General features: G+C 70.2%; 22 protein-coding genes and 1 pseudogene. 19 read left to right on the top strand and 4 right to left on the bottom strand.

Annotation, left to right across the window (positions count from 1 at the left end; translation table 11 throughout):
- From ACFW16_RS26545 to ACFW16_RS26515, 7 genes and pseudogenes are all read left to right on the top strand, one after another.
- Positions 1 to 144, top strand: a pseudogene (locus tag ACFW16_RS26545) (succinate--CoA ligase subunit alpha); the annotation flags it as partial.
- Positions 145 to 449: 305 nt separating this feature from the next.
- Positions 450 to 3,359: a 2-oxoglutarate dehydrogenase E1 component gene (locus ACFW16_RS26540; protein ID WP_380310767.1), complete on the top strand. Its 2,910-nt coding sequence runs from the start codon at positions 450 to 452 to the stop codon at positions 3,357 to 3,359.
- Positions 3,360 to 3,425: 66 nt separating this feature from the next.
- On the top strand, positions 3,426 to 4,688 hold the full coding sequence (gene odhB / locus ACFW16_RS26535; RefSeq protein WP_380310765.1) for a 2-oxoglutarate dehydrogenase complex dihydrolipoyllysine-residue succinyltransferase: 1,263 nt from the start codon (positions 3,426 to 3,428) through the stop codon (positions 4,686 to 4,688).
- 52 nt (positions 4,689 to 4,740) lie between these two features.
- A complete protein-coding gene (locus tag ACFW16_RS26530; RefSeq protein WP_380310764.1) occupies positions 4,741 to 5,247 on the top strand; it encodes a hypothetical protein in 507 nt (168 codons plus the stop codon).
- Between the two features lie 72 nt (positions 5,248 to 5,319).
- Entirely contained in the window at positions 5,320 to 5,901 is a 582-nt protein-coding gene (locus tag ACFW16_RS26525) for a TetR/AcrR family transcriptional regulator (RefSeq protein WP_380310762.1), read from the top strand.
- A gap of 117 nt (positions 5,902 to 6,018) precedes the next feature.
- Positions 6,019 to 6,474, top strand: a complete 456-nt coding sequence (locus ACFW16_RS26520) for a (2Fe-2S)-binding protein (RefSeq protein WP_380310760.1) — start codon at positions 6,019 to 6,021, stop codon at positions 6,472 to 6,474.
- Between the two features lie 16 nt (positions 6,475 to 6,490).
- Positions 6,491 to 8,689 carry a molybdopterin cofactor-binding domain-containing protein gene (locus ACFW16_RS26515; protein WP_380310758.1) on the top strand — a complete coding sequence of 733 codons (2,199 nt, stop codon included), beginning with the start codon at positions 6,491 to 6,493 and terminating at the stop codon, positions 8,687 to 8,689.
- Positions 8,690 to 8,764: 75 nt separating this feature from the next.
- On the opposite strand, the gene ACFW16_RS26510 is transcribed toward ACFW16_RS26515, so the two are convergent.
- Complete coding sequence (locus tag ACFW16_RS26510; RefSeq protein ID WP_380310756.1) at positions 8,765 to 9,352, bottom strand: hypothetical protein; 588 nt, start codon at positions 9,350 to 9,352, stop codon at positions 8,765 to 8,767.
- A 414-nt stretch (positions 9,353 to 9,766) separates the two neighbouring features.
- On the opposite strand from ACFW16_RS26510, the gene queE reads away from it, so the two are divergent.
- Genes queE through queC form a run of 3 tightly spaced genes read left to right on the top strand, consistent with a single transcriptional unit; the run spans position 9,767 to position 11,455 of the window.
- Positions 9,767 to 10,399, top strand: coding sequence for a 7-carboxy-7-deazaguanine synthase (gene queE / locus ACFW16_RS26505; RefSeq protein WP_380310754.1), 633 nt, complete (start codon positions 9,767 to 9,769; stop codon positions 10,397 to 10,399).
- A complete protein-coding gene (gene queD, locus ACFW16_RS26500) occupies positions 10,396 to 10,752 on the top strand; it encodes a 6-carboxytetrahydropterin synthase QueD (protein ID WP_380310752.1) in 357 nt (118 codons plus the stop codon). The genes queE and queD overlap by 4 nt, the downstream gene beginning before the upstream one ends.
- Positions 10,742 to 11,455, top strand: a complete 714-nt coding sequence (gene queC / locus ACFW16_RS26495; RefSeq protein ID WP_380310750.1) for a 7-cyano-7-deazaguanine synthase QueC — start codon at positions 10,742 to 10,744, stop codon at positions 11,453 to 11,455. Before queD ends, queC begins: the two co-directional genes overlap by 11 nt.
- Here queC and ACFW16_RS26490 read toward each other — a convergent pair.
- The gene (locus tag ACFW16_RS26490) at positions 11,452 to 12,372 is read right to left on the bottom strand and encodes a choline sulfate utilization transcriptional regulator (protein WP_380310748.1); all 921 of its coding nucleotides are present in this window, start codon (positions 12,370 to 12,372) and stop codon (positions 11,452 to 11,454) included. The genes queC and ACFW16_RS26490 overlap by 4 nt on opposite strands.
- 121 nt (positions 12,373 to 12,493) lie before the next feature.
- Between ACFW16_RS26490 and betC the strand changes: the two genes are divergently transcribed.
- A complete protein-coding gene (betC, locus tag ACFW16_RS26485; RefSeq protein ID WP_380310747.1) occupies positions 12,494 to 14,083 on the top strand; it encodes a choline-sulfatase in 1,590 nt (529 codons plus the stop codon).
- Positions 14,056 to 14,997 carry a choline ABC transporter substrate-binding protein gene (locus ACFW16_RS26480; RefSeq protein WP_380310745.1) on the top strand — a complete coding sequence of 314 codons (942 nt, stop codon included), beginning with the start codon at positions 14,056 to 14,058 and terminating at the stop codon, positions 14,995 to 14,997. The genes betC and ACFW16_RS26480 overlap by 28 nt, the downstream gene beginning before the upstream one ends.
- A 190-nt stretch (positions 14,998 to 15,187) precedes the next feature.
- On the opposite strand, the gene ACFW16_RS26475 is transcribed toward ACFW16_RS26480, so the two are convergent.
- On the bottom strand, positions 15,188 to 16,027 hold the full coding sequence (locus tag ACFW16_RS26475; RefSeq protein ID WP_380310743.1) for an alpha/beta fold hydrolase: 840 nt from the start codon (positions 16,025 to 16,027) through the stop codon (positions 15,188 to 15,190).
- A 295-nt stretch (positions 16,028 to 16,322) separates the two neighbouring features.
- Between ACFW16_RS26475 and ACFW16_RS26470 the strand changes: the two genes are divergently transcribed.
- The 4 genes from ACFW16_RS26470 (at position 16,323) to thpR (ending at position 19,870) form a co-directional block, all read left to right on the top strand.
- Complete coding sequence (locus tag ACFW16_RS26470) at positions 16,323 to 16,781, top strand: MarR family winged helix-turn-helix transcriptional regulator (protein ID WP_380310742.1); 459 nt, start codon at positions 16,323 to 16,325, stop codon at positions 16,779 to 16,781.
- Between the two features lie 103 nt (positions 16,782 to 16,884).
- Positions 16,885 to 18,285: a dihydrolipoyl dehydrogenase gene (gene lpdA, locus ACFW16_RS26465; RefSeq protein WP_380310740.1), complete on the top strand. Its 1,401-nt coding sequence runs from the start codon at positions 16,885 to 16,887 to the stop codon at positions 18,283 to 18,285.
- Positions 18,286 to 18,351: 66 nt separating this feature from the next.
- Positions 18,352 to 19,314 carry a transcriptional regulator FtrA gene (gene ftrA, locus ACFW16_RS26460; RefSeq protein ID WP_380310738.1) on the top strand — a complete coding sequence of 321 codons (963 nt, stop codon included), beginning with the start codon at positions 18,352 to 18,354 and terminating at the stop codon, positions 19,312 to 19,314.
- 13 nt (positions 19,315 to 19,327) lie between these two features.
- Positions 19,328 to 19,870 (top strand): RNA 2',3'-cyclic phosphodiesterase, encoded by a 543-nt coding sequence (gene thpR, locus ACFW16_RS26455; protein ID WP_380310736.1) that lies wholly within the window; start codon positions 19,328 to 19,330, stop codon positions 19,868 to 19,870.
- 81 nt (positions 19,871 to 19,951) lie between these two features.
- On the opposite strand, the gene ACFW16_RS26450 is transcribed toward thpR, so the two are convergent.
- The gene (locus tag ACFW16_RS26450; RefSeq protein ID WP_380310734.1) at positions 19,952 to 21,175 is read right to left on the bottom strand and encodes a UbiH/UbiF/VisC/COQ6 family ubiquinone biosynthesis hydroxylase; all 1,224 of its coding nucleotides are present in this window, start codon (positions 21,173 to 21,175) and stop codon (positions 19,952 to 19,954) included.
- A 93-nt stretch (positions 21,176 to 21,268) separates the two neighbouring features.
- On the opposite strand from ACFW16_RS26450, the gene ACFW16_RS26445 reads away from it, so the two are divergent.
- The 3 genes from ACFW16_RS26445 (at position 21,269) to ACFW16_RS26435 (ending at position 25,545) form a co-directional block, all read left to right on the top strand.
- Positions 21,269 to 21,415, top strand: a complete 147-nt coding sequence (locus ACFW16_RS26445; RefSeq protein ID WP_380310732.1) for a hypothetical protein — start codon at positions 21,269 to 21,271, stop codon at positions 21,413 to 21,415.
- Between the two features lie 264 nt (positions 21,416 to 21,679).
- Positions 21,680 to 22,906, top strand: coding sequence for an aminotransferase class I/II-fold pyridoxal phosphate-dependent enzyme (locus ACFW16_RS26440; RefSeq protein WP_380310730.1), 1,227 nt, complete (start codon positions 21,680 to 21,682; stop codon positions 22,904 to 22,906).
- Positions 22,903 to 25,545 (top strand): DNA translocase FtsK, encoded by a 2,643-nt coding sequence (locus ACFW16_RS26435; protein WP_380310728.1) that lies wholly within the window; start codon positions 22,903 to 22,905, stop codon positions 25,543 to 25,545. Before ACFW16_RS26440 ends, ACFW16_RS26435 begins: the two co-directional genes overlap by 4 nt.
- Positions 25,546 to 25,663: the final 118 nt, after the last annotated feature.

Here is a 25,663-nt window from a genome sequence, read left to right as displayed (position 1 = left end):
CGCATGGGCCATGCCGGCGCCGTCATCTCCGGCGGCCACGACACCGCCGACCACAAGATCGAGGCGCTGAAGGCCGCCGGCATCGCCGTCGCCGACTCCCCCGCCTCCCTCGGCAAGACCATGCTCGCGGCGATGAAGGGCTGATCCCCTTCGCAGCCGAGATTCGGCCCCGACCGGTTCTGCCGGTCGGGGCTTTTTCATGTCCGAATCCCCTCGATTCGGACCGTCCGTGTCTGTCACGATGTCGCGTTTGCGTTCTTTGCGTGGGAGATCTGTCGTAATGACGCCGGAAATTGCTCGTTCCGCGCCCGACATATCTTTCATCTCTTGGACTTTCGGCGTAGGTTGCGCGCCACTTGGAGCCCCGTCCCGCCAGGGACCGCCCGGCCGCGGCGCCAACGCGGCCACCGACCGCCAGGGAAACGGCCCGAGACCGGCCGTTGGAAATGATGGGTAGCCCGTCGGAGCAAAGCTCCTTCCTGTTCGCCCCGAATGCCGATTTCATCGCCGAGCTGCACGAGCGCTACCGGGCCGATCCGGCCTCGGTGGACGAGAGCTGGCGCGCCTTCTTCGCCGGACTCGGCGAAGGCGAGGCTGAGGTCGGCACCGGACCATCCTGGAGCCCGCAGAACGGCGCCGCCCCCGCGGTCAAGCTGAACGGCCTGGGCGAGGCCTTCGGGCTGGAGGCGCCAACCGAGGCGCCGGCAAAGGGCGCCAAGCCCGGCAAGGCGCCGGCGGCGCCCGTCGCCGCCCCCGATGCCGACGCGATCCGCCGCGCCGCCCACGACACGCTGCGGGCGATGCAGCTGATCCGCGCCTACCGCGTGCGCGGCCACCTGCTGGCCGATCTCGACCCGCTCGGCCTGACCGTGCACAAGCCGCACCCGGACCTCGACCCCGCCACCTACGGCTTCACCGAAGCCGACATGGAGCGTCCGATCTACGTCGCCGGCCAGCTCGGCCTCGACACCCCGACGCTGCGCCAGATCGTGACCCGGCTGCGCGCCACCTATTGCGGCCATATCGGCGTCGAGTACATGCACATCCAGGACCCGGCGATCCGCGCCTGGATCCAGGAGCGGATCGAGACGATCGAGAACCGCACCGAGTTCACCCCGGAGGGCAAACGCGCGATCTATGAGCGCCTGACCGCGGCCGAGAGCTTCGAGCGCTTCCTCAACGTCAAATACACCGGCACCAAGCGCTTCGGTCTGGACGGCGGCGAGGCGATGATCCCCGCCCTCGAACAGATCCTGAAGCGGGGCGGGCAGCTGGGCCTCGAGGAGATCGTGGTCGGCATGGCCCATCGCGGCCGCCTGAACACGCTGGCCAACTTCCTGGGCAAGCCCTTCGCCGCGATCTTCTCGGAGTTCCAGGGCAACCCGGCCAACCCGGACGACGTCCAGGGCTCGGCCGACGTGAAGTACCACCTCGGCACCTCCTCGGACCGCGAGTTCGACGGCCACGCCGTGCACCTGTCGCTGACCGCCAACCCGTCGCATCTGGAATGCGTCAACCCGGTCGTGATCGGCAAGGTCCGCGCCAAGCAGACCCAGCGCCGCGACGAGGACCGCAACGCGGTCCTGCCGCTGCTGATCCACGGCGACGCCGCCTTCGCCGGCCAGGGCGTGGTGGCCGAGACGCTGATGATGTCCGACCTCAAGGGCTATCGCGTCGGCGGCACCGTCCATTTCGTCATCAACAACCAGATCGGCTTCACCACCGCGCCGGTCTATTCCCGCTCGGGCCCCTACTGCACCGACGTGGCGCGGACCGTCCAGGCGCCGATCTTCCATGTCAACGGCGACGACGCCGAGGCGGTGGTGCATGCCTCGCGCATCGCCATCGAGTTCCGGCAGAAGTTCGGCCACGACGTGGTGGTGGACATGTTCTGCTACCGCCGCTTCGGCCACAACGAAGGCGACGAGCCGGCCTTCACCCAGCCCTTGATGTACAAGACCATCGCCAAGCACCCGCCGGTGCGCGAGATCTACGCCAGGCAGCTGGTCGAGGAAGGCCTGCTGACGGCCGAGGCCGCCGAAGGTGTCGTGCGCGACTTCCAGAAGCATCTGGAGGAAGCGTTCGAGGGGTCGACCACCTACAAGCCGAACAAGGCGGACTGGCTGGGCGGCGCCTGGTCGGGCCTGACCGCGGCCGTGGGCGACGATCGCCGCGGCACCACCGCCGCGCCGGACGCGCTGCTGCGCGAGGTCGGCCAGGCGATCAGCGCGGTGCCGCAGGGCATCAACGTCAACCCCAAGGTCGCACGCCAGCTCAAGGCCAAGGCGCAGATGATCGAGACCGGCCGCGACATCGACTGGTCGACGGCCGAGGCGCTGGCCTTCGGCACGCTGGTGGCCGAGGGCATCCCGGTGCGCCTGTCCGGCCAGGATTCCGGCCGCGGCACCTTCAGTCAGCGCCATTCGGTGCTGGTCGACCAGGAGACCGAGGAGCGCTACGTCCCGCTGAACCACATCCGCGAGGGCCAGGCCGCCTTCGAGGTCCACGACAGCCCGCTGTCGGAATTCGCGGTGCTGGGCTTCGAATACGGCTTCTCGCTGGCCGAGCCGCGGGCCCTGACGCTGTGGGAGGCGCAGTTCGGCGACTTCGCCAACGGCGCCCAGACCATCATCGACCAGTTCATCTCCTCCGGCGAGCAGAAGTGGCTGCGCATGTCGGGCCTGGTGATGCTGCTGCCGCACGGCTATGAGGGCCAGGGGCCGGAGCATTCCTCGGCCCGCATCGAGCGCTATCTGCAGCAATCGGCCGAGGACAACTGGCAGGTCGTGAACCTGACCACCCCGGCCAACTACTTCCACGCGCTGCGGCGACAGATCCACCGCGACTTCCGCAAGCCGCTGGTGGTGTTCACGCCGAAGTCGCTGCTGCGCCACAAGGAAGCGGTGTCGACCCTGGCCGACTTCACCAACGGGTCGACCTTCCACCGCGTGCTGCCGGAAACGGCGGAGCTCGTGGCCGGCGACAAGGTGCGGCGGGTCGTGATCTGCTCCGGCAAGGTCTATTACGACCTGAAGAAGGAGCGCGAGGAGCGCGGCCTGAAGGACGTCGCCATCATCCGGCTGGAGCAGATGTTCCCGTTCCCGCGCAAGACGCTGGGGGCGGAGCTGGCGAAGTATCCCAACGCCGAGGTGGTGTGGTGCCAGGAGGAGCCCGAGAACCAGGGTGCCTGGTACTTCGTCGACCGCAAGATCGAGGCCGCCCTGGCCGAGATCGGCCATCGCAGCGCCCGGCCGCGCTATGCCGGCCGGCCGGAGGCCGCGGCCCCGGCCACCGGCCTGCTGCGCCGCCACAACCAGGAACAGGCCAAGCTGGTCGACGAGGCCCTGTCGGTCGGCTGATCCCGGCCAACTGACTCCAAAAGAGGCCGAGCACCGTACGCACGGACCGGAAGGAACGGAGACTCTATGAGCGTCGAGATCAAGGTGCCCGCCCTGGGCGAATCGGTGACCGAGGCCACCGTCGCCCGCTGGCTGAAGAAGCCGGGCGAGGCCGTGGCCATGGATGAGCCGCTGGTCGAGCTCGAGACCGACAAGGTGACGCTCGAGGTCAACGCCACCGCAGCCGGCGTGCTGGAAGCCGTGGTCGCCGAGGAAGGCGCCAATGTCGAGGTCGGCGCCCTCCTGGGCAGCATCGGCGAGGGCGCCGGCGCCCCGGCCGCCAAGCCGGCGGCCAAGGCCGAGGCGGCGAAGCCCGCCGCCGCGCCGGCTCCGGCCCCGGCCCCGGCCCCCGCAGCCAAGGGCAATGGCGGCGAGGCGCCGATCGCCATGCCGTCGGCCGCCAAGATCATCGCCGAGAACAATCTCGACGCCGGCGCCATCGCCGGCAGCGGCAAGGGCGGGCGCATCCTGAAGGAGGACGCACAGGCGGCCGCTTCCGGCAGCGCCAAGCCGGCCGCCGCGCCCGCGTCCGGCACTGTGATCGAGGTCCCCGCCTTCACCCGTCCGGAAAGCGGCCCGCGGCCGCAGAAGGACCGGGAGGAGCGGGTGCGCATGACCAAGCTGCGCAAGACCATCGCCACCCGGCTGAAGCAGGCGCAGAACAACGCCGCCATGCTGACGACCTTCAACGAGGTCGACATGACGGCGCTGATGGCGCTGCGCAACCAGTACAAGGACAGCTTCGAGAAGAAGCACGGCGTGAAGCTGGGCTTCATGTCCTTCTTCCTGAAGGCCTGCATCGTCGCGCTGAAGGAGCTGCCGGCGGTCAACGCCGAGATCGACGGCGACGACCTGGTCTACAAGAACTACTACGACATCGGCGTCGCCGTCGGCACGCCGAACGGGCTGGTCGTGCCGGTGGTGCGCGACGCCGACGGCCTGTCCTTCGCCGAGGTCGAGAAGACCATCGGCGACCTGGGCCGCAAGGCGCGCGACGGCAAGCTGTCGATGGCCGACCTGACCGGCGGCACCTTCACCATCTCGAACGGCGGCGTCTACGGCTCGCTGATGTCGACGCCGATCCTGAACCCGCCGCAATCCGGCATCCTGGGCATGCACAAGATCCAGGAGCGGCCGATGGCCGTCGGCGGCAAGGTCGAGATCCGGCCGATGATGTATCTGGCCCTGTCCTACGACCACCGCATCATCGACGGGCGCGAGGCCGTGACCTTCCTGGTCCGGGTCAAGGAGTGCCTGGAGGACCCGCAGCGCATCCTGCTCGACATGTGATCGACCCGAAGGGCACGGTGAAGACGTGCCCTTCTTCGTTTCGGAGTCTAGCTTGATCCGCGCTGCTCTCCTCGTCCTGCCCGCCCTGCTGAGCATCGCGGTGCCGGCCTCGGCCCAGGAGGCCGAGGGCTGGGGCACCGGCGTTCACATGGGCACGGCCTATGCCGGGCTGACCAATGCCGACGGCGCCCATCTGGGCGTCTACTGCGCCGACGACATCGCGCCGCAGGGCAGCCAGGCAGGCCGCACCGGCGCCTACGTCCTGTTCTCGCTGCCGCGCAAGCTGGCCCTGGAGGCGAAGTCGGTCCCGGTGACCTTCACCGTCGACGGCAAGGCCACGGCGGTGCCGATGGCCGTCACGCTCGAGGAGGTCGCGACCAGCTTCGACTGGGGTCCGTCCAAGGCCTTCACCACCGACCAGATGAAGGCGCTGGTCGAGACCCTGCGCCGCGGCAAGACGCTGACGGTCGGCCTGGCGGAGCCGGCGGTGACCGAGCCCTTCACCCTCGCCGGCTCCGGCACCGCGCTGGAGAACATCTTCGACTGCGCCAAACGCTGACGCGTGCCTTGACTTGAACCCGGCGGACCGGCTAACCAGCTAGAACGAACGTTCGATCGAGTATGGTCCCCCGTGTTCCCCGACACCGACAGCAAGCGGGATGCGATCCTGAAGGCGACGCTGGAGCTGGTGGCGGAGCGTGGCTTCCACGACACGCCGATGTCCCAGGTCGCCAAGCGCTCGGGTGCGAGTCCCGGCGTGATCTACCACTATTTCGCCAGCAAGGACGAGTTGATCCGCGATCTCTACCGGGAGGTCAAGGCGGTGAAGGCCCGGGCCATGCTGCAGGGCGGCGTCGACGGCGTCTCCCCCAAGGAGGCGTTCAAGCGCACCTGGCGCAACGCCTACGATTTCTACCGCACCCACCGGCTGGAGGCCCGGTTCCTCGAGCAGTACGAGAACTCGCCCTATCACTGCCCGACCGACCTGCAGGAGCTGGCGAAGGAGGACCAGAACTTCGCCGTCCTGGCCCGGCGGCTGGGTTTCGTCGACGGCGGCAATCCGTTCAAGCCGTTGCCGACGGACATCGTCTACGACTTGTCCTTCGGTGTCGCCGCGCGCCTCGCCCGGCGGGCTCCGGACGAGCCGCTGGACGACGCGACTTTGGACGACATCGCCGAGGGGTGCTGGCGCGCCATCGCCAGAAACCCGTGAATTTTTAGCCGTATTAGATCGAACGTTCGATCTAGACCCAGATCCGCGGACAACGCGGACAGCCAGCCCGGCGCGGTGCCCGGTTCCCCGCACCGCATCCAAATTGGGACATCGACCATGGTGAAGCTCAACATCAATGGCGCCGACCACGAGCTGGACATCGATCCGCAGATGCCGCTGCTGTGGGCGCTCCGCGACCATCTCGACATGACCGGCACCAAGTTCGGCTGCGGCCAGGCTCTGTGCGGCGCCTGCACCGTGCATCTCGACGGCCAGCCGGTGCGGTCCTGCCAGACCTTCGTCGGCGATGTCGGCGAGGGCAAGATCACCACCATCGAGGGCGTGTCGGGCAAGGTCGCGGAGGCCGTGCGCGCCGCCTGGACCAAGCTGGACGTGGTGCAGTGCGGCTACTGCCAGTCCGGCCAGATCATGTCGGCGATCGGCCTGTTGAGCCAGACGCCGAAGCCGACCGACGACGACATCGTCTCGGCGATGGACGGCAACATCTGCCGCTGCGGCACCTATCAGCGTGTCCGCGCCGCGATCCACGACGCCGCGTCGCAGCTGGCCTGAACCGAAGGGACGATCCATGTTTGCTCAGCCAATCGTCGCCCCGGCCTTCCCCGGGGACGATCTCGCCAGGCCGAACCGCCGATCCTTCCTGAAGGGCGCCGGCGCCCTGGGTGGCGCCCTGGTGATCGCAGCCCATCTGCCGCTCGCCCGCCGCGCCATGGCCGCGGCCGGCGACCTCGCCCCCAACGCCTTCGTCCGCGTCGCACCGGACAGCACCGTCACGGTGCTGATCAAGCAATGCGAGATGGGCCAGGGCGTGACCACCGGCCTGACCACCATCGTCGCCGAGGAGATCGACGCCGACTGGGGCCAGATGCGCTTCGAATTCGCCCCGGCCGACGCCAAGCTCTACAACAATCTCGCCTTCGGCCCGATCCAGGGCACCGGCGGGTCGACCTCGATCGCCAATTCCTGGGACCAGCTGCGCAAGGCCGGCGCCATGGCCCGCGCGATGCTGGTGCAGGCCGCCGCCGCCGAGTGGCAGGTCCCGGCCGGTGAGGTCACCGTGCAGAAGGGCGTCGTCGGCCACGCCTCCGGCAAATCCGCCCGCTTCGGCGAGCTCGCCGGCAAGGCGGCGGCGCTGACGCCGCCGGCGGACGTCACGCTGAAGGACCCGAAGGCCTTCACCCTGGTCGGCGGGCATGTGCCGCGGCTGGACACGCCGGCCAAGATCACCGGCAAGGCCGGCTTCTCGATCGATGTCCGTCGCCCCGGCCAGCTGACCGCGCTGGTCGCCCATCCGCCGCGCTTCGGCGGCACGCCGAAGCGCGTCGACTCGACGGCGGCCAAGCAGGTGCCGGGCGTGGTCGACGTGGTCACCATCCCGACCGGTGTCGCGGTCGTGGCCAAGGACAGCTGGGCGGCGATGCAGGGCCGCGAGGCGCTGAAGATCGACTGGGACTTCGGCCAGGCCGAGGGCCGTTCGACCGACGCGATCATGGCCGACTACAAGACCATGGCGCAGACGCCGGGCCTGCCCGCGGCCAAGCGCGGCGACGCTGAGGCCGCTCTGAAGAAGGCGGCCAAGCTGGTCGAGGCGGAGTTCGAGTTCCCCTACCTCGCCCATGCGCCGATGGAGCCGCTGAACGGTGTGCTGGAGCCGACCAAGGACGGCGCCGTGTGGTGGGCCGGGTCGCAGTTCCAGACCATCGAGCAGGCGACGATCGCCGCCATCCTCGGCCTGAAGCCGGAGCAGGTGACGATCAACTCGACCTACACCGGCGGCTCCTTCGGCCGGCGCGCCACCCCGACCGCTGACTACGCGGCCGAGGCGGCGATGATCGTCAAGGCCACCGGCGCGAAGGCGCCGATCCACCTGCTGCGGACCCGCGAGGACGACATGAAGGCCGGCTATTACCGGCCGATGGCCTATCACAAGGTCCGGGCCGGGGTGGACGCGGCCGGCAATGTCAGCGGCTGGGACCATGTCGTGGTCGCCAAGTCGATCATGATCGGCACCTCCTTCGAGGCCTTCGCGGTGAAGGACGGCATCGACGCCACCAGCATCGAGGGCGCCTCGGACACCGCCTATGCGGTGCCGGACCTGACCGCGACGGTGCACAATGCCAAGGAGGGCGTGCCGGTGCTGTGGTGGCGCTCGGTCGGGCACACCCACACCGCCCATGCGGTCGAGACCGTGGTCGACGAGCTGGCCCATGCCGCCGGCCAGGACCCGGTCGCCTTCCGCACCGCGCTGCTGAAGGACCAACCGCGCCACGCCGGCGTGCTGGCGCTGGTGGCGGAGAAGGCGGGCTGGGGCCAGCCCCTGCCGGCCGGCAAGGGCCGCGGCGTCGCCGTGCACCAGTCCTTCGGCAGTTATGTCGCCACCGTCGCCGAGGTCTCGGTCGAGGGCGGCACGCTGAAGGTGGACCGGGTGGTGGCGGCGGTCGATTGCGGCATCGCCGTCAACCCCGACGTGATCCGGGCCCAGGTCGAGGGGTCGGTCGGCTTCGCTCTCTCCGTCGTCCTGCGCAACAGGATCACGCTCAAGGACGGCGAGGTGGAGCAGGCCAATTTCGACACCTATGAGCCGACCCGGATGTCGGAGATGCCGAAGGTCGAGGTGCACATCGTGCCGTCGGCCGAGGCGCCGACCGGCATCGGCGAGCCGGGCGTGCCCGGGCTGGCGCCGGCGATCGGCAACGCGGTCTTCGCCGCCACCGGCCAGCGCCTGCGCTCGCTGCCGCTCGACCTGTCGAAGCTGACCAGCAGCTGAACGGCCGGGTTCGGCCGACCATCGGAATCGAGGCCCGCGCCCGGCGCGGGCCTCGATGCGTTTCAGGCGCCCGGCTTACAGCAGGTAGTCGCCCTGCAACGGCAGGTCGTCGCCACCCAGTCCCAGGTCGACGCCGATGTTTTCGAGAGTGCCGTTGGCGAAGCCGAGGAGGCCGCCGACGATCCCGCCGACACTCCCGGCCAAGCCGGCCCCGCTGACCTCGGCCCCGTATTCCACCCCGAGTTGCAGGCCGGTCCCGAGGCCGCCGACCAGCCCCCCGGTGTCGCCGTTCAGCACCTGGCTGATCGGGCCGAGGTCGAGGGTATCGCCGAGGCTCAGGGCGCCATCCGCGATCGCGACCGCGGCGACGGCCAGCCCGTCGACGAGATCGCTCCCGAGATGCAGCACACTACCGAGCACTTCGCCGAGCACCGGGATCTTGTCGAGCGAGTCCCCGAGATTGTCGGCCGCACCGATCAGCAAGCCGACAATGCCGCCGGCCGCCCCGCCGACAACGCCCAGGAGGCCGTTGTTCCCGGCCTCCGTTCCCTTGTCGATGCCGACTCCCAGGCCATCGCCCAGACCATCGACCGGATTGCCGCTGTCGCCGCCCAGAAGCTGCCCCACGGCGCCAAGCAAACCGCCAAGAAGATCGAATGCCATATCGTGGATCTCCTATATCCCTTTCAACAAGATCTGCATTCGAAGCAATGCAGACGAAATATCGCATAACCCGATATGGCGACCCTCGCAACCCCTTGATTCAAAAAATAAAAGATTCCTTTATCGGAAAATTCCATCAGAATTGATCATATCTGTCTTTCGGAATCGCTTTCATTCACGTTGAAGTATATTTATTAGTCATTCTAATCGGTTACCGATCCTGATCCGGAGATGGTGACTCTGCCCTCAGCCTTTCGGCGCCAGCAGAGCGCCATGCCGCCCTGGTCGAGGGCCGAGGCAATGCCCCACCCGCGGCAATTCGCACCTGACCCGCGCGGCGAAACCGGCTAAAACCGCGCCGCGCGGCAACGGCCCCGCCCATGGGGCCACCGGGAGCCGCGCTGGACCAGCGTGATGGGCTACGTCGTCAAAGAGATCTTCAAGACCCTGCAGGGCGAGGGCCGCCATGCCGGGCGCGCCTCGGTGTTCTGCCGCTTCGTCGGCTGCAACCTGTGGACCGGCCGCGAGCAGGACCGCGCCGAGGCGGTGTGCCGCTTCTGCGACACCGACTTCCTGGGCACCGACGGGCCGGGCGGCGGCCGCTTCGGCACGGCCGAGGCGCTGGCTGCGGCGATCGAGACCTGCTGGGACGGGCCGGACGCGGACCGCTTCGTCGTCTTCACCGGCGGCGAGCCGCTGCTGCAGCTGGACCGTGCCCTGCTGGACGCGATCCATGCCCGCGGCTTCAGCGCCGCGGTCGAGACCAATGGCACGATCGATCCGCCGGCGGAGCTGGACTGGGTCTGCGTCAGCCCCAAGGCCGGCGCGCCTTTGGCCGCGCGCCGCGGCGGCGAGCTGAAGCTGGTCTACCCGCAGCCCGATCTGCCGCCCGAGGCGGTGGCGGATCTCGACTTCACCCATTTCTGGCTGCAGCCGATGGACGGGCCGGACCGGGTCGCCAACACCGAGGCGGCGGTCGCCTATTGCCTGTCCCACCCGCAATGGCGGCTGAGCCTGCAGACCCACAAGCTGATCGGGATTCCATGAGGATCACCCAGGCCTTCACCTTCGAGGCGGCGCACCGTCTGCCCAATGTCCCGGCGACGCATCGCTGCCACCGGATGCACGGCCATTCCTATCGGGTCGAGCTGCGGCTGGAGGGCCCGGTCGACCCCGAGACCGGCTTCGTCGTCGACTTCTTCGACGTCGAGGCCGCCTTCGCGCCGATCCTGGCCCGGCTGGACCATTACTGCCTGAACGAGATCGAGGGGCTGGAGAACCCGACGGCCGAGCACATCGCGACCTGGATCTGGGACCGGGTGCGGCCGGCCCTGCCGCTGCTGGCCGCCGTCGCCGTCTACGAGACCCCGAACTGCTGGGCGGAATACGATGGCCGCTGAGACCGAAGGCGCGCTGGTGCTGTTCTCCGGCGGGCAGGATTCGGCCACCTGCCTGGCCTGGGCGCTGGAGCGCTTCGGGCGGGTCGAGACCGTCGGCTTCGATTACGGCCAGCGGCACCGGGTCGAGCTCGACGTCCGGCCCGGCATCCTGGACGCGATGCGCGGCCGCTTCCCGGCCTGGGCCGGGCGGCTGGGCGACGACCACATGCTGGACCTCGGCGTGCTCGGCCAGGTCAGCGACACGGCGCTGACCCGCGACGTCGAGATCGCGATGCAGGACAACGGCCTGCCCAACACCTTCGTCCCCGGCCGCAACCTGGTGTTCATGACCTTCGCCGCCGCCCTGGCCTATCGCCGCGGCCTGCGCCACCTGGTCGCCGGGGTCTGCGAGACCGACTATTCCGGCTATCCGGACTGCCGCGACGACACCATGAAGGCGATGCAGCTGGCGCTGAACCTGGGCATGGAGAGCCGCTTCGTGCTGCACACGCCGCTGATGTGGATCGACAAGGCCGAGACCTGGCGCCTGGCCGCGGCGCTGGGCGGCGAGGCGCTGATCGAACTGATCCGCGACGAGACCCACAGCTGCTATCGCGGCGACCGCAGCCGGTCGCACGACTGGGGTCGCGGCTGCGGCGAATGCCCGGCCTGCGATCTGCGCGCCGAGGGCTGGCGCCGGTTCCGCGAGCAGAACCCCGCCTAGCCGAGCCGGCGCCCCGCGGCCTCGGCCACCAGCCAGTCGCGGAAGGCGGCGCGCAGCGGGTCCGGGCGGTCGGCCAGGGGCTGGGCCAGGAAATAGCCGCGCTGGGTGCGGTACGGCGCCGGCAGGCAGGCGACGAGTTGCCCCGCGGCCAGCAGGTCGTCGACCAGCGGCCGCCAGCCCAGCGCCACCCCCTGCCCGGCCAGCGCCGCCTGCAGCACCAGCGGGTAGTTGTTGAAGCGCAGCGACCGGCCGCGCGGCGCGCCGTCCACCCCCTGGCCGCGGAACCAGCCGGCCCAGTCGAGCCAGCGCGCGGGATCCGGGCTGTCGAGATGCAGCAGCGGCTGGCCCAGCAGGTCGGCCGGCGCCGCGAGGCGCGGCAGCCGAGCCAGCATCCCGGGGCTGCAGATCGGCACCACGCTCTCCGGGAACAGCCGGTCGACGGTGCAGCCGGGCCAACGCCCAGACCCGAAGGCGATCACCGCGTCGACGGCGCGGTCGCGCGGGTCGAGCACGTCCTGGCTGGCCAGGATGCGGATCTCGACCCCGCCCAGCGCCGCCCGCAGCCGCTCCAGCCGCGGCAGCAGCCAGTAGGTCGCGAAGCCGAAATCGGTGGCCACGGTCAGCCCGCCGGGGTCGCGCGCCTGGCGGATCTCCGCCGCCGTGTCGGCGATGGCGTCGAGCGACCGGGTCACCACCTGCAGCAGCCGCTCGCCGTCGGCGGTCAGGGCCACGCCGCGGTGCAGCCGCCGGAACAGGGCCGCGCCCAATCTTGCTTCCAATGCGGCGATCTGATGGGAGACGGCCGGCTGGGTGGCCCCGAGCTCGCGCGCCGCGGAACTGAAATTCGACAGCCGCCCAGCGGCCTCGAAGGCCAGGAGCGCCGGCATCGGCGGCAGGTCGCGGCGACGGGTTGCCATAAGCGGAGATAATATCTCCATGAACGGCCGCGGTCTTCACGATCCTTTCGGTCGCACCCCACCCTGTCGGTTGAACCGGGGCACGGCACCCGTCGTTACATGAGCAATGGAGAAGCGGATCGTGGGGACAGAGGCGCGGCGACCGAACATCCTGATCCTGATGGCGGACCAGCTCACCCCCTTCGCCCTGCCGGCCTATGGCAACGCGGTGGTGCAGGCGCCGGTGATGGCGGCGCTGGCGCGGGACGGGGTGGTGTTCGACGCCGCCTATTGCAACAGCCCGCTGTGCGGCCCCTCCCGCGCTGTGTTCATGTCCGGCCGGCTGCCCTCGGCGATCGGCGCCTATGACAACGCCGCCGAGTTCCCCTCCGACATCCCGACCTTCGCCCATGCGCTGCGGGCGCTCGGCTACCGCACCATCCTGTCCGGCAAGATGCATTTCTGCGGCCCCGACCAGTTGCACGGCTTCGAGGAGCGGCTGACCACCGACATCTACCCGGCGGATTTCGGCTGGACCCCGGACTGGGACCGGCCGGAGGCGCGGCCGAGCTGGTACCACAACATGTCGTCGGTGATCGATGCCGGCCCCTGCATCCGCACCAACCAGCTGGATTTCGACGACGAGGTGGTGTTCGCGGCCGAGCGCCGCCTGTACGACCTGGCGCGGAGCGGCAATAACCAGCCCTTCTGCATGACCGTGTCGCTGACCCATCCGCACGACCCCTTCGCGGTGCCGGAGCGGTACTGGAACCAGCATCGCGACGAGGACATCCCGCTGCCCGAGGATGCGCCGGCCGACGACCCGCATTCGCGCCGGCTGCGCGCGGTGTGCGAGCTGGATCGCACCCCGGTCACGCCTGAGCAGACCCGCCGGGCCCGGCGCGCCTATTACGGCGCCATCGCCTATGTCGACGAGCAGTTCGGCCGGGTGATGGAGGCGCTGCGCCGCGCCGGCCTGGCCGAGGACACGGTCACCATCCTGCTGTCCGACCACGGCGAGTTCCTGGGCGAGCGCGGCCTCTGGTACAAGATGAGCTTCCTGGAGGGCGGCTGCCGCATCCCGCTGATGGTGCACGCCCCCGGCCGCTTCGCGCCCCGCCGGGTCGGCGCCGCCGTGTCCTCCGCCGACCTGCTGCCGACCCTGGTCGATCTCGCCACACCCGAAGGCGCGCCCCTGCATCCGACGCCGCTGGACGGGTGCAGCCTGCTGCCGCATCTGGCGGGCACCGGCGGCCACGACCTGGTCCTGGGCGAATACCTGGCCGAGGGCGCGGTGGCGCCGATCGTGATGATCCGCCGCGGCGGCTGGAAATTCATCCACAGCCCGGCCGATCCCGACCAGCTCTTCGACCTCGCCGCCGATCCAGGCGAGCGGGTGAACCGCGCCGCCGACCCGGCCGAGGCTGCCCGCGTCGCCGCCTTCCGGGCGGAGGTGGCGGCGCGCTGGGACCTGCCGTGGCTGCGCGAACAGGTGCTGGAAAGCCAGCGGCGGCGCCGCTTCGTGGATGCGGCGCTGCGCCGGGGCGCCCTGCATGGCTGGGATTGGCAGCCGCGGCAGGACGCCACCCGGCAATACATCCGCAACCATATGGATCTCGACGACCTGGAAGCCGCCGCCCGGTTCCCGCGCGTCGCGCGCGGCCACGACGCCGACAAGGACGACAACAACAGGGAGACTGAACCATGGCGCGCCTCATCGCCCTTGCCCTGACCGGGCTGCTGCTGGCCACGGCCCCCGCCGCAGCGGCCGATCCCGATGCTTGCGCCACCGTGCGCATGTCGGATCCGGGCTGGACCGACATCACCTCGACCAACGGCGTGCTCGGCACCCTCCTGGAGCCGCTGGGCTACACCCAGAAGGTGGAGACCCTGGCCCCGCCGGTGACCTTCGAAAGCCTGAAGAACAGCCAGATCGACGTCTTCCTCGGCAACTGGATGCCGGCGCAGAGTCGGTTCATCGAACCGCTGACGGCCGAGAAGGCGATCGAGGTGATCCGCCCGAATCTCGACGGCATCCGCTTCACCCTCGCGGTCCCGGCCTATGTCGCCGAGGCCGGGGTGAAGGATTTCGCCGACCTCGCCAAGCACGCCGACAAGTTTGACAAAAAAATCTACGGCATCGAGCCCGGGGCGCCGGCGAACCAGAACATCCAGAAGATGATCGACACCAGGGATTTCGGCCTGGACGGCTGGACCCTGGTCGAATCGAGCGAGCAGGGCATGCTGAGCCAGGTGGACCGGGCGGCGCGGCGCAAGGAATGGATCGCGTTCCTGGCCTGGGAGCCGCACCCGATGAACGCGAAATTCCCGATCACCTATCTCAGCGGCGGCGACGCCTATTTCGGCCCGAATTTCGGCCGCGCCACCGTCTACACCGTGACGAGACGAGACTTGTCGAAGAATTGCCCCAATCTCGCCCGGCTGCTGTCACAGCTGACATTCACGGTCGACATGGAAAACCAGATCATGGGGACGATCCTGGACGAGGGGGCGGACGGCAAGACGGCCGCCGCGCGGTATCTGAAGGCTCACCCCGATCTTCTGTCCGGCTGGCTGGCCGGCGTGACCACCCGCGGCGGACAGGACGGCCTCGCCGCCGTCCGCGCCGCACTGAACCAGGGCTGAAGGAGGCCCGCGACGCATGTGGACCCGGATCCGGGACTGGATCGAGCATCTGTTCAAGCCGCGCTACCACCCGGAGCGGCACTACATGCGCGGCCGGCAGTCCGGCAGCGGCTCGCACTGAGTCGTCGATAGGCTCCTCGACGGGTTCGAAACGGGCGGCGGTCGGTGATCCCGCCGCCCGTACCCATTCTCAACCCTTGATAAAGGCCAGCAGGTCCGGGTTCAGCACGTCGGCATGGGTGGTCAACATGCCGTGCGGGAAGCCCTTGTAGACCTTCAGCGTGCCCTGCTTCAGCAGCTTGGCCGAGAGCGGCGCCGAATCGGCGAACGGCACGATCTGGTCGTCGTCGCCATGCATCACCAGCGTCGGCACCTCGATCGACTTCAAATCCTCGGTGAAGTCGGTCTCCGAGAACGCCTTGATGCAGTCGTAATGGGCCTTGGCGCCGCCGATCATGCCCTGGCGCCACCAATTGTCGATCACGCTCGGATAGACCTTCGCGCCCGGGCGGTTGAAGCCGTAGAACGGGCCCTCGGGCACGTCGCGGTAGAACTGCGCCCGGTTGTCCGCCAGGGCCTTGCGGAAGCCGTCGAACACCTCGATCGGCAGGCCGCCGGGGTTCTTCTCCGACTTCACCATCACCGGGGGCACGGCGCCGACCAGCACCGCCTTGGCCACCCGGCCGTTGCCGCCATGCCGGGCGACGTAGCGGGCCACCTCGCCGCCGCCGGTCGAATGGCCGACATGGACGGCACCCTTCAGGTCGAGATGCGCCGCCAGCTGCGCCACGTCGGAGGCGTAGGTGTCCATCTCGTTGCCGATGTCGGTCTGGCTGGACCGGCCATGGCCGCGCCGGTCATGGGCGATCACGCGGTAGCCCTGGCCCAGGAAGTACAGCATCTGGGCATCCCAGTCGTCGCTGCTGAGCGGCCAGCCATGGTGGAACACGATCGGCTGCGCGTCGCGCGGGCCCCAGTCCTTGTAGAAGATGCTGGTCCCGTCCTTGGTGGTGAACAGTCCGCTGCTCATGGTGCTGTCTCCCGATGTTGGGCGTGAAGGCGCGGCGCCGGTCTGCGCCAGGGAAGGATGCGGCAGGGCCGCCGCGGCGGCGAGTCCAACCCCCGCCGCCAGGACGAGCCGGCGCGAAATTCCGTCCGTCCCGTGCTCGCTGTGATCCATCTGCGGCTCCGTTGATATCGCAATAATTATTATCGCGATAACATCTGAGATATCCGATCGCCCGGCCTGCGTCCAGTGAATTTTTTATCGCGATATCATTTTTCGTGATAAATGTGATCGCGCATCAGGAACAGGAGGGCGCCGCATGCCCCTGCCGAAGGACCACCCGCTCGCGCTGGACGAGCAGATCTGCTTCACGCTGTACCGCACCAACATGTCCATCAACCGGACCTACAAGCCGATGCTGGACGAGATGGGCATCACCTACCCGCAGTACCTCGTGCTCAACGTGCTGGGCGAGGAGGACGGCCGGACCATCGGCGCCATCGCAGCGCGCCTTGCCCTCGAATCGAGCACGATCACGCCGCTGGTGAAGCGGATGGAGGCGGCGGGGCTGGTCACGCGCCAACGCAGCCCGGACAATGAGCGCGAGGTCCAGGTCCGGCTGACCGAGGCGGGCCGCAAGCTCTTCGCCCGCAGCCAGTGCCTGGGCGAGGCGCTGCTGCAGCGTTCCGGCCTGACCCTGCCGCAGCTCGACGCCCTCAATCGCCAGATCCGGGACCTGGCCGCCGCCCTCGACGAGAATCTCGGCCGGCCGGAGTGACCCGGCGCCGGCCGGGCGATGGCAGCTGCCCGCTCGACGCAGTTGCGGCGCGGCGCCTGCTCATGCAGGTTGCGGCCACCTTCCGGCAAGCTGAGTGCGAGCGATGACCGAACCCGCAGCCACCTATGACCTGATCGTGATCGGCTCCGGCCCCGGCGGCTATGTCGCCGCCATCCGGGCCGCCCAGCTGGGGCTCAAGACCGCCTGCGTCGAGAAGATGCCGACGCTCGGCGGCACCTGCCTGAACATCGGCTGCATCCCGTCCAAGGCGCTGCTGCACGCGTCCGAGAAGTTCGAGGAGGCCGGGCACGCCTTGGCCGCCTTCGGCATCAAGGTCTCGGGTGTCGAACTCGACCTGCCGGGCATGATGGGCCACAAGGACAAGGTGGTGAAGGCCAACACCGACGGCATCGACTTCCTGTTCAAGAAGAACAAGATCGACCGGCTGCTCGGCCACGCCCGCTTCACCGCCAAGGACCGGATCGAGGTCGAGGGCAAGACCTACGCCGCCAAGAACTTCATCATCGCCACCGGCTCCGACTCGACCCCGCTGAAGGGCGTCGAGGTCGACGAGACGCGGATCGTCACCTCGACCGGCGCGCTGTCGCTGCCGGAGGTGCCGAAGCACTTGGTGGTGATCGGCGGCGGCGTCATCGGGCTCGAGCTCGGCTCGGTCTGGGCCCGCCTCGGCGCCAAGGTGACGGTGGTGGAGTTCCTCGACCGTATCCTGCCGACCAATGACGGCGAAGTGTCGAAGCAGATGCAGCGCATCCTGGCCAAGCAGGGCATGGCGTTCAAGCTGAGCTCCAAGGTCACCGCCGCGCAGAAGACCGACAAGAGCGTGACCCTGACGGTCGAGCCGGCCAAGGGAGGCGACGCGGAGACGATCGAGGCCGATTACGTGCTGCTGTCGATCGGCCGCCGTCCCTACACCGACGGACTGGGCCTCGACGCCGCCGGCGTGGAGCTGGACGAGCGCGGCCGGATCAGGACCGACAAGCACTTCCGCACCAATGTCGAGGGCATCTACGCCATCGGCGACGTCATCGCCGGCGCGATGCTGGCGCACAAGGCCGAGGACGAGGGCGTGGCCGTGGCCGAGATTCTGGCCGGCCAGGCGGGCCATGTGAACTACGACGCGATCCCGAGCGTGGTCTACACTTGGCCCGAAGTGGCCTCGGTCGGCCGCAGCGAGGAGGAGCTGAAGCAGGCCGGCGTGGCCTACAAGGCCGGCAAGTTCCCGTTCCTGGCCAATGGCCGGGCGCGTGCGATGAATGCCACCGACGGCTTCGTCAAGATCCTGGCCGACGCCAAGACCGACCGGGTGCTGGGCGTGCACATCATCGGCGCCGAGGCCGGCACCATCATCGCCGAATGCGTGCTGGCGATGGAGTTCGGCGCCTCGGCCGAGGACATCGCCCGCACCTGCCACGCCCACCCGACCCTGAACGAGGTGGTCAAGGAAGCCGCCCTCGCGGTCGACGGCCGGCCGATCCACATCTGAGCGCAGGCCGGAGCGTCGAGGACGCGCGTCCTTGACGCTCCGGCCGCGATGGCGTTCCCATCGCCTATGACCCGCCCGCCCCCGAACCGCACCGTCGCCGTGCTCGCCTATGACGGGCTGTGCACCTTCGAGTTCGGCGTCGCGGTCGAGGTGTTCGGCCTGCCGCGACCGGAGTTCCCCGACTGGTATCGCTTCGCCGTCTGCGCCGCCGAGACCGGGCCGTTGCGCGCCATCGGCGGCGTCCAGGTCCAGGCCGAAGCCGGGCTGGAGGCGCTGGAGGAGGCCGGCACCATCGTCGTCCCCGGCTGGCGCGACTTCCGCGAGACCCCGCCCGAGACGCTGCTGGCCGCGCTGCGCCGGGCCCATGCCCGCGGCGCCCGGCTGGTCTCGATCTGCTCCGGCGTCTTCGTGCTGGCGGCCGCGGGCGTTCTGGCCGGCCGCCGCGCCACCACCCATTGGCGCTATGCCGAGGCGCTGGCCGCGCGGTATCCGAACCTCCAGGTGGTGCCGGACGTGCTGTATGTCGACGAAGGCCAGGTGCTGACCTCCGCCGGCAGCGCCGCCGGCCTCGACCTGTGCCTGCACATCGTGCGGCGCGACTGGGGCGCGCGGATCGCCAACCAGGTGGCGCGGCGCCTGGTGGTGCCGCCGCATCGCGAGGGCGGCCAGGCCCAGTATGTCGACCGGCCGGTGCAGGTCGAGGAGCGGCCGCGCCTGGCCGCCTTGTTCGACTGGGCGAGGCGACACCTGGCCGAGGAGCTGCCGCTGGAGCGGCTCGCCGACCAGGCGGGGATGAGCCTGCGCACCTTCCTGCGCCGCTTCCGCGAGGCCACCGGCACCACCCCGGCCGAATGGCTGGTCGGCGAGCGCCTGGCCCTGGCCCGCGAGCTGCTTGAGACCACCGCCCTGCCGGTCGAGCGCATCGCCACCGAATGCGGCTTCGGCTCGGCCGACACGCTGCGCCATCATTTCCGCCGTCGCCTCGCCACCAGTCCGGCGCGGTACCGCGCCGGCTTTGCCCTCGGTTGAGCCGAGGAACGCCATGCTCCGTCTGTTCATCGCCATCGCCATCCCCGCCGCGCTGCGGCCCCGCCTGTCGCTGCTGCAGGGCGGCGTGCCCGGGGCGCGCTGGACCAACCCGGCCGATTTCCACCTGACCCTGCGCTTCATCGGCGAGGTCGACGCGCTGGAGGCGGAGGAAATCGACCAGGCGCTGCACGCCCTGGCCGCGCCCGGCTTCAGCCTGGCGCTGGACGGGGTCGGCCGGTTCGGCACCAGGCGCACGGCCTCGACCCTGTGGGCCGGGGTGGCGGCGGAGCCGGCGCTGCACTTCCTGCACGCCAAGATCGACCGTGCCCTGGTCGCCGCCGGCCAGCCGCCGGACGACCGCAGCTATGCCCCGCACGTCACCCTGGCCCGGCTGCGCCAGGCGCCGGCCGAGCGGATCGAACGCTGGCTGCTGGAGCATGCGCCGTTCCGCGCCGAGCCCTTCCCGGTCGATGCCTTCCACCTGTACCAGAGCCATGTCGGCCGCGAGGGCGCGGTGTATGAGATCCTGGAGAGCTATCCTCTCGTTCGGCCGTAGGTTGGGTTCGCGTCCGCGAACCCAACATCCCGCGGCCGGAACCAATTGTCGGGTTCGCATTCGCGAACCCGACCTACGACGTCATCGCGCCCGGCTGCCCAGCCCCATCGCCTGGCGCATGAAGAAGCGCTTCACCGGCGGCAGGCGGCCGACGGCGGCGAGGCCGAGGTCGCGGGCGAGCTGCACCGGGGCCAGGTCGGTCGAGAACAGCCGGTTGAGCCCGTCCGTCGCCAGGATCATGGCGACATTGTCCGGCCGCCGCAGCCGCTCGTAGCGCTGCAGCATCGTGGGATCGCCGAGGTCGAGGCCGAGCCGGCTGCGCTCGACCAGCAGCTCGGTCAGAACCGCGATGTCGCGCAGGCCGAGGTTGAGGCCCTGGCCGGCGATCGGGTGGATGCCATGCGCCGCCTCGCCGATCAGCGCCGCCCGGCGGGCGCCGTAGCGCCGGGCATGCACGACGCCGAGCGGATAGGTGAAACGCTTGCCCAGGGTTCGCACCGGCCCCAGCCAGTCGCCGACCGTGGCCTGCAGCGCCGCGTCGAAGGCGGCGGCCGGCCGATGCACCAGGTCGTCGGCGGTGTCCGGATGCTCGGTCCAGACGATCGAGGAGCGGTGGTTGCCCTCGGCATCGTCCCGCATCGGCAGCACGGCGAAGGGGCCGGCCGGCAGGAAATGCTCGACCGCAACGCCCTCATGCGGCTCGGCATGAGCCATGACGCAGACCACCGCCTTCTGCCGGTAGGCGAAGCTGCGCGCCGGGATGCCCAGCTGCTGGCGGGTGAAGGAAGCGCGGCCGTCGGCGCCGATCACCAGGTCGGCCCGCACCACGCGGCCGTCGGCCAGGGTCACCGCGGCGTGGCCGGTGCCGGTCTCGACGGCCACCACCTTGGCCGGGGCGATGTGGCGCACCGCCGGCAGGGCGTCCAGCCGCTCGAACTGCGCCAGCCGCAGCAGGCGGTTCTCGACGATGTGGCCGAAGGGGGCGCCGTCCGACTCGCCGGCCATCTCCTGGTAGTCGAAATGCAGGAACACCGGGGCGCGGCCGTCGGCGATGCGGATGTCGAGGATCGGCTCGGCCTGGCCCGCCACCGCATCCCACAGCCCGGCCGAGGCGACGATCCGGCGCGAGCCGTAGGAGAGCGCGGTGGTGCGGCCGTCGAAGTCCGGCAGGGTGCGGGCCGCCGCCGGCTCCTGGTCCAGGATCACGGTGTCGATCCCGGCCTGGCCGAGGGCGGCCGCCATGGTCGCCCCGGCGAGGCCGCCGCCGACCACCGCGACCTGGGTGCGCAAGGAGGTGTCATTCATGGCGCGCAGCATCGGAGCGCGGTGCCGCGCTGTCCAGTGGCGGCGTGTCACATCAGCGGGTGTTCGGTCGCGGTTTCGTGGTAGGATTCCGGTATGGTCCGGATTCTTCTCCTGTCCCTCCTGGTCCTGGCCGCCGGATGCGCCGAACGGCGGGGCGTCGGAGTCGCTGCCGGCGGCACCTGGGGCTCGTCCGGCGGCGCCGGCAGCCTGATGTCGCTGTCGATCCCGTTCGGCCTGTAATCCGGCAATTTCGCGTCGCCCATCGATCCCGATTCGTTCGTGATTCGTCCGGGCGTTCTCCGACCGTGCCGGGCGGGCCACACCGTGGCCGGAAAAGCGCGCCGGACCGGCCGGCGGGCGACGCCGGATTTGACAGGAGAGGTCAGAAGACGGGATAAAGTGATTGGAATCTAAGAGCTGTTTCGCGGCGGCACCGGCCGCCGGAAGCGAGGGATGAGGCCGGCGGTAGCCGGCCCGACGCGGAATAGGGTGTTGCAAGAGAGCATGCGGGGCGGCCGACTCAACGAGGCATTGGAACGGCTGGCGGACTATCCGTTCGCGCGGCTGGCGGCGCTGTTGTCCGGGGTCACGCCCCCGGAGGGGGTGGCGCCGCTGGCCATGTCGGTCGGCGAGCCGCAGCACCAGCCGCCGGCCTTCCTGGCCGAGATCCTGGCGGCCAATGCCGACAGCTGGAACCGGTACCCGCCGGTGGCCGGCACCCCGGCCTTTCGCGAGGCCTGCGCCGGCTGGCTGCAGCGCCGCTTCCGCCTGCCCGACGGGCTGGTCGACCCGGCCCATATCCTGCCGTTGTCCGGCACCCGCGAGGCCTTGTTCCTGGTCGCCGAGCTGGCGGTCGACCACAGGCCCGGCGCCAACCAGGTGCCGGCGGTGGCCTTGCCCGACCCGTTCTACGCCCCCTATGAGGGCGCCGCGGTGATGGCCGGGGCCGAGCCAGTGTTCCTGCCGGCAGGTCCCGCCACCGGCTTCCTGCCCGATCTCGACGCGCTGGAGGCCGACACGGCGCTGCTGGCGCGGCTGAAGCTCTTGTACCTGTGCAACCCGACCAACCCGCAGGGTGCGGTCGCCAGCCGGGCCTATCTCGACCGCGCCATCGGCCTGGCCCGGGCGCATGGCTTCATCCTGGCGGCCGATGAGTGCTACGCCGAGATCTACGACCGCGCCCCGCCCGTCGGCGTGCTGGAGGTCGCGGCCGGCCGGGACGGCGGGTCGCTCGACAACCTCCTGGTGTTCCATTCGCTGTCGAAGCGGTCGAACGCGGCCGGGCTGCGATCGGGCTTCGTCGCCGGCGACCCGGCGCTGGTCGCGGCCTTCCTGCGGCTGCGCAGCCATTCCGCCGCCGGCATGCCGCTGCCGATCCAGGCCGCTTCCGCCGCGCTGTGGGCCGATGACGCGCATGTCGTCGAGAACCGGGCGCTGTACCGGGCCAAGTTCGATGCCGCCGAGGCCGCGCTGGGCGGGCGCTTCGGCTTCCGCCGGCCGGAGGGCGGCTTCTTCCTGTGGCTCGATGTCGGCGACGGCGAGGCCGCCGCCCGCCGGCTGTGGGCCGAGGCCGCGATCCGCACCCTGCCCGGAGGCTACATCACGCGCCTGGACCGGCCGGAGATCGGCCGGCGCTGGCTGCGCGTCGCCGTGGTCCACGACGCCGAGACGGTCGGGCACGCCCTGACCCGGCTCGGCGAGGTCCTGTCCCGAGCCGAGGCGGCAGAATGACGATGGCCGGAACCTCCTCCCGCCGAACCGCGGTGACGCGCAGCTCCGGGCGCGGTGCCTCGAGCAAGCGCTCCTTCCTGCCCCCGGTGGTGCAGGAGTTCCTGCGCAACCGGGTGCGCGAGCTGAGCGGCCTCGGCATCGCCGTGTTCGGCTGCGGTCTGCTGGTCGCGCTGGTCAGCTACGAGCCGACCGACCCGTCCTGGAACACCGCCAAGGCCGGGCCCGCCGCCAACCTGCTGGGCCGCCCCGGCGCGCATGTCGCCGACCTCTTGATCCAGACGCTCGGCATCGGCGCCTTCCTGCTGGCCGTGCTGCCGCTGTTCTGGGCCTGGCGGCTGATGCGGCACCAGCCGCTGGACCGGGTTTGGTGGCGGGTCACCAGCCTCCTGTTCGGCGTGCTGTTCCTGGCCGCCGGCCTGTCGCCGCTGCCGGCGATCGAGGGCTGGGCCGAGCGCGGCTCGCTGGGGGGCGCCGTCGGCTCGATGATCCTGCGGCGGATCTCCGATACCGTGATCCTCTCGGCCGGACCGGTCGCCACCTTCTGGCTGGCGCTGGCCACCGGCGCCGTCGGCCTCTTGCTGGTGCTGGTCGCGCTCGGCCTGTCCTCGACCGAATGGCACCGCGTCGGGGCCGTGACCGGCGCCGGCGCCCGCGCCGGTGCGTCGGTCACCGGATCCCTGCTGCGCGCGCTGGGTCGGGTGCTTCAGTGGCTGGGCCTGCGCACGCTGCACGGCGCCGGCACCGTCGCCTCCAGCATGATGCGGCGCGAGCCCGCGCCCGAGGCCCCGGCCGCCTTCGCCATGCCCGGGGCCGGCCCGGCCGCGCGGCCGCGCTTCGCCCGCGCCAACCCGCCCGGGCCGCGGATCGCCGATCCGGAGGCCGGGGAGGACGAGGAGCGCGCGCCGGCGCGCCCGCCGCTCATCATCGGCGGCGGCCGCACCGAGCCCGACGACGTCCTGCCCGAGGACGAGGACGACGACCTGATCGACCTGCCCTCGCTGCGCCCGGTCGAAGAGCCGCCCCGCCGCCCCGCCGGCCCGCCGCAGCGCGTGGCCCCCGCGGCGATCGAGCCGGCGCCGCGCCGCCCAACGGCACCGCCGCCGCGCCAGACCAGCTTCGAGCTGGCGCCGCCCGAGGCCTACGAGCTGCCGCCGCTCGACCTCCTGACCCTGCCGGATCCGACCAAGCGCCCGGCGGTGGCCGACCCGCGGGTGCTGGAGCAGAATGCCGCGGCGCTGGAGCAGGTGCTGAGCGATTTCGGCGTCCGCGGCTCGATCGTGAAGGTCAATCCCGGCCCGGTCGTCACGCTGTACGAGCTGGAGCCGGCACCCGGCACCAAGTCCAGCCGGGTCATCGGCCTGGCCGACGACATCGCCCGGTCGATGAGTGCCGTGTCGGTCCGCGTCGCCGTCGTGCCGGGCCGCAACGTCATCGGCATCGAGCTGCCGAACCAGAAGCGCGAGATGGTGCTGCTGCGCGAGCTGCTCGGCTCCGACCAGATGGACAAGGCGGGGTCGAAGCTCGGCCTGGTGCTGGGCAAGGACATCGGCGGCGGCCCGATCATCGCCGACCTGGCCCGCATGCCGCACCTGCTGGTGGCCGGCACCACCGGCTCGGGCAAGTCGGTCGCCATCAACACCATGATCCTGTCGCTCCTGTTCCGGCTGCCGCCGGACAAGGTGCGCTTCATCATGGTCGACCCGAAGATGCTGGAACTCTCGATCTACGAGGGCATCCCGCATCTGCTGGCGCCGGTCGTCACCGACCCGAAGAAGTCGGTGGTGGCGCTCAAATGGGCGGTGCGCGAGATGGAGGACCGCTACCGGTCCATGTCCAAGGTCGGCGTCCGCAACATCGAGGGCTACAACCAGCGGCTGCGCGAGGCCAAGGCCAAGGGCGAGGTGCTGACCCGCCGGGTGCAGACCGGCTTCGACCCCGACACCGGCAAGCCGATCTTCGAGGACCAGCCGATCGACCTGACCGAGCTGCCCTACATCGTCATCATCGTCGACGAGATGGCCGACCTGATGCTGGTGGCGGGCAAGGACATCGAAGCCCTGATCCAGCGCCTGGCGCAGATGGCCCGCGCCGCCGGCATCCACCTGATCATGGCGACGCAGCGCCCCTCGGTCGACGTCATCACCGGCACGATCAAGGCCAACTTCCCGACCCGAATCAGCTTCCAGGTCACCTCCAAGATCGACAGCCGCACCATCCTGGGCGAGGGCGGGGCGGAGCAGCTGCTGGGCCAGGGCGACATGCTGTACATGGCCGGCGGCGGCCGCATCACCCGCGTGCACGGCCCCTTCGTCTCCGACGGCGAGGTCGAGGAGACGGTGCGCCATCTCAAGGCCCAGGGCGAGCCGGCCTACAACGACTCGGTGCTGGAGGACCAGGAGGACGGCGGCGGCTTCGATTCGCTCGGCCTCGACGGCGAAGGCGGATCGGGCGACGACCTGTACGACCAGGCGGTGGCGCTGGTGGCGCGCGAGCGCAAGGCGTCGACCAGCTTCATCCAGCGCCACCTGCAGATCGGCTACAACCGCGCGGCGCGGCTGATCGAGCGGATGGAGCAGGAGGGCGTGGTCAGCCCCGCCAACCATGTCGGCAAGCGCGAAGTGCTGGCCGGCAACCATTGATAGGGGCGGGACAGCTTCAGTCCCTCACCATGACGGGTCAAAATTCCGGGCCGCCGGCATAGAACCTCCGCCGCCTCGCTCGGCCCCGATCGTTAAGCCGATTTCATCTTCCGCCCAC

This window comes from Inquilinus sp. NPDC058860, from assembly GCF_042743185.1.
Classification (GTDB): domain Bacteria; phylum Pseudomonadota; class Alphaproteobacteria; order DSM-16000; family Inquilinaceae; genus Inquilinus.
The sequence above is the reverse complement of the archived record's forward strand: the minus strand, read 5'-3'. Positions and strand labels throughout refer to the sequence as shown.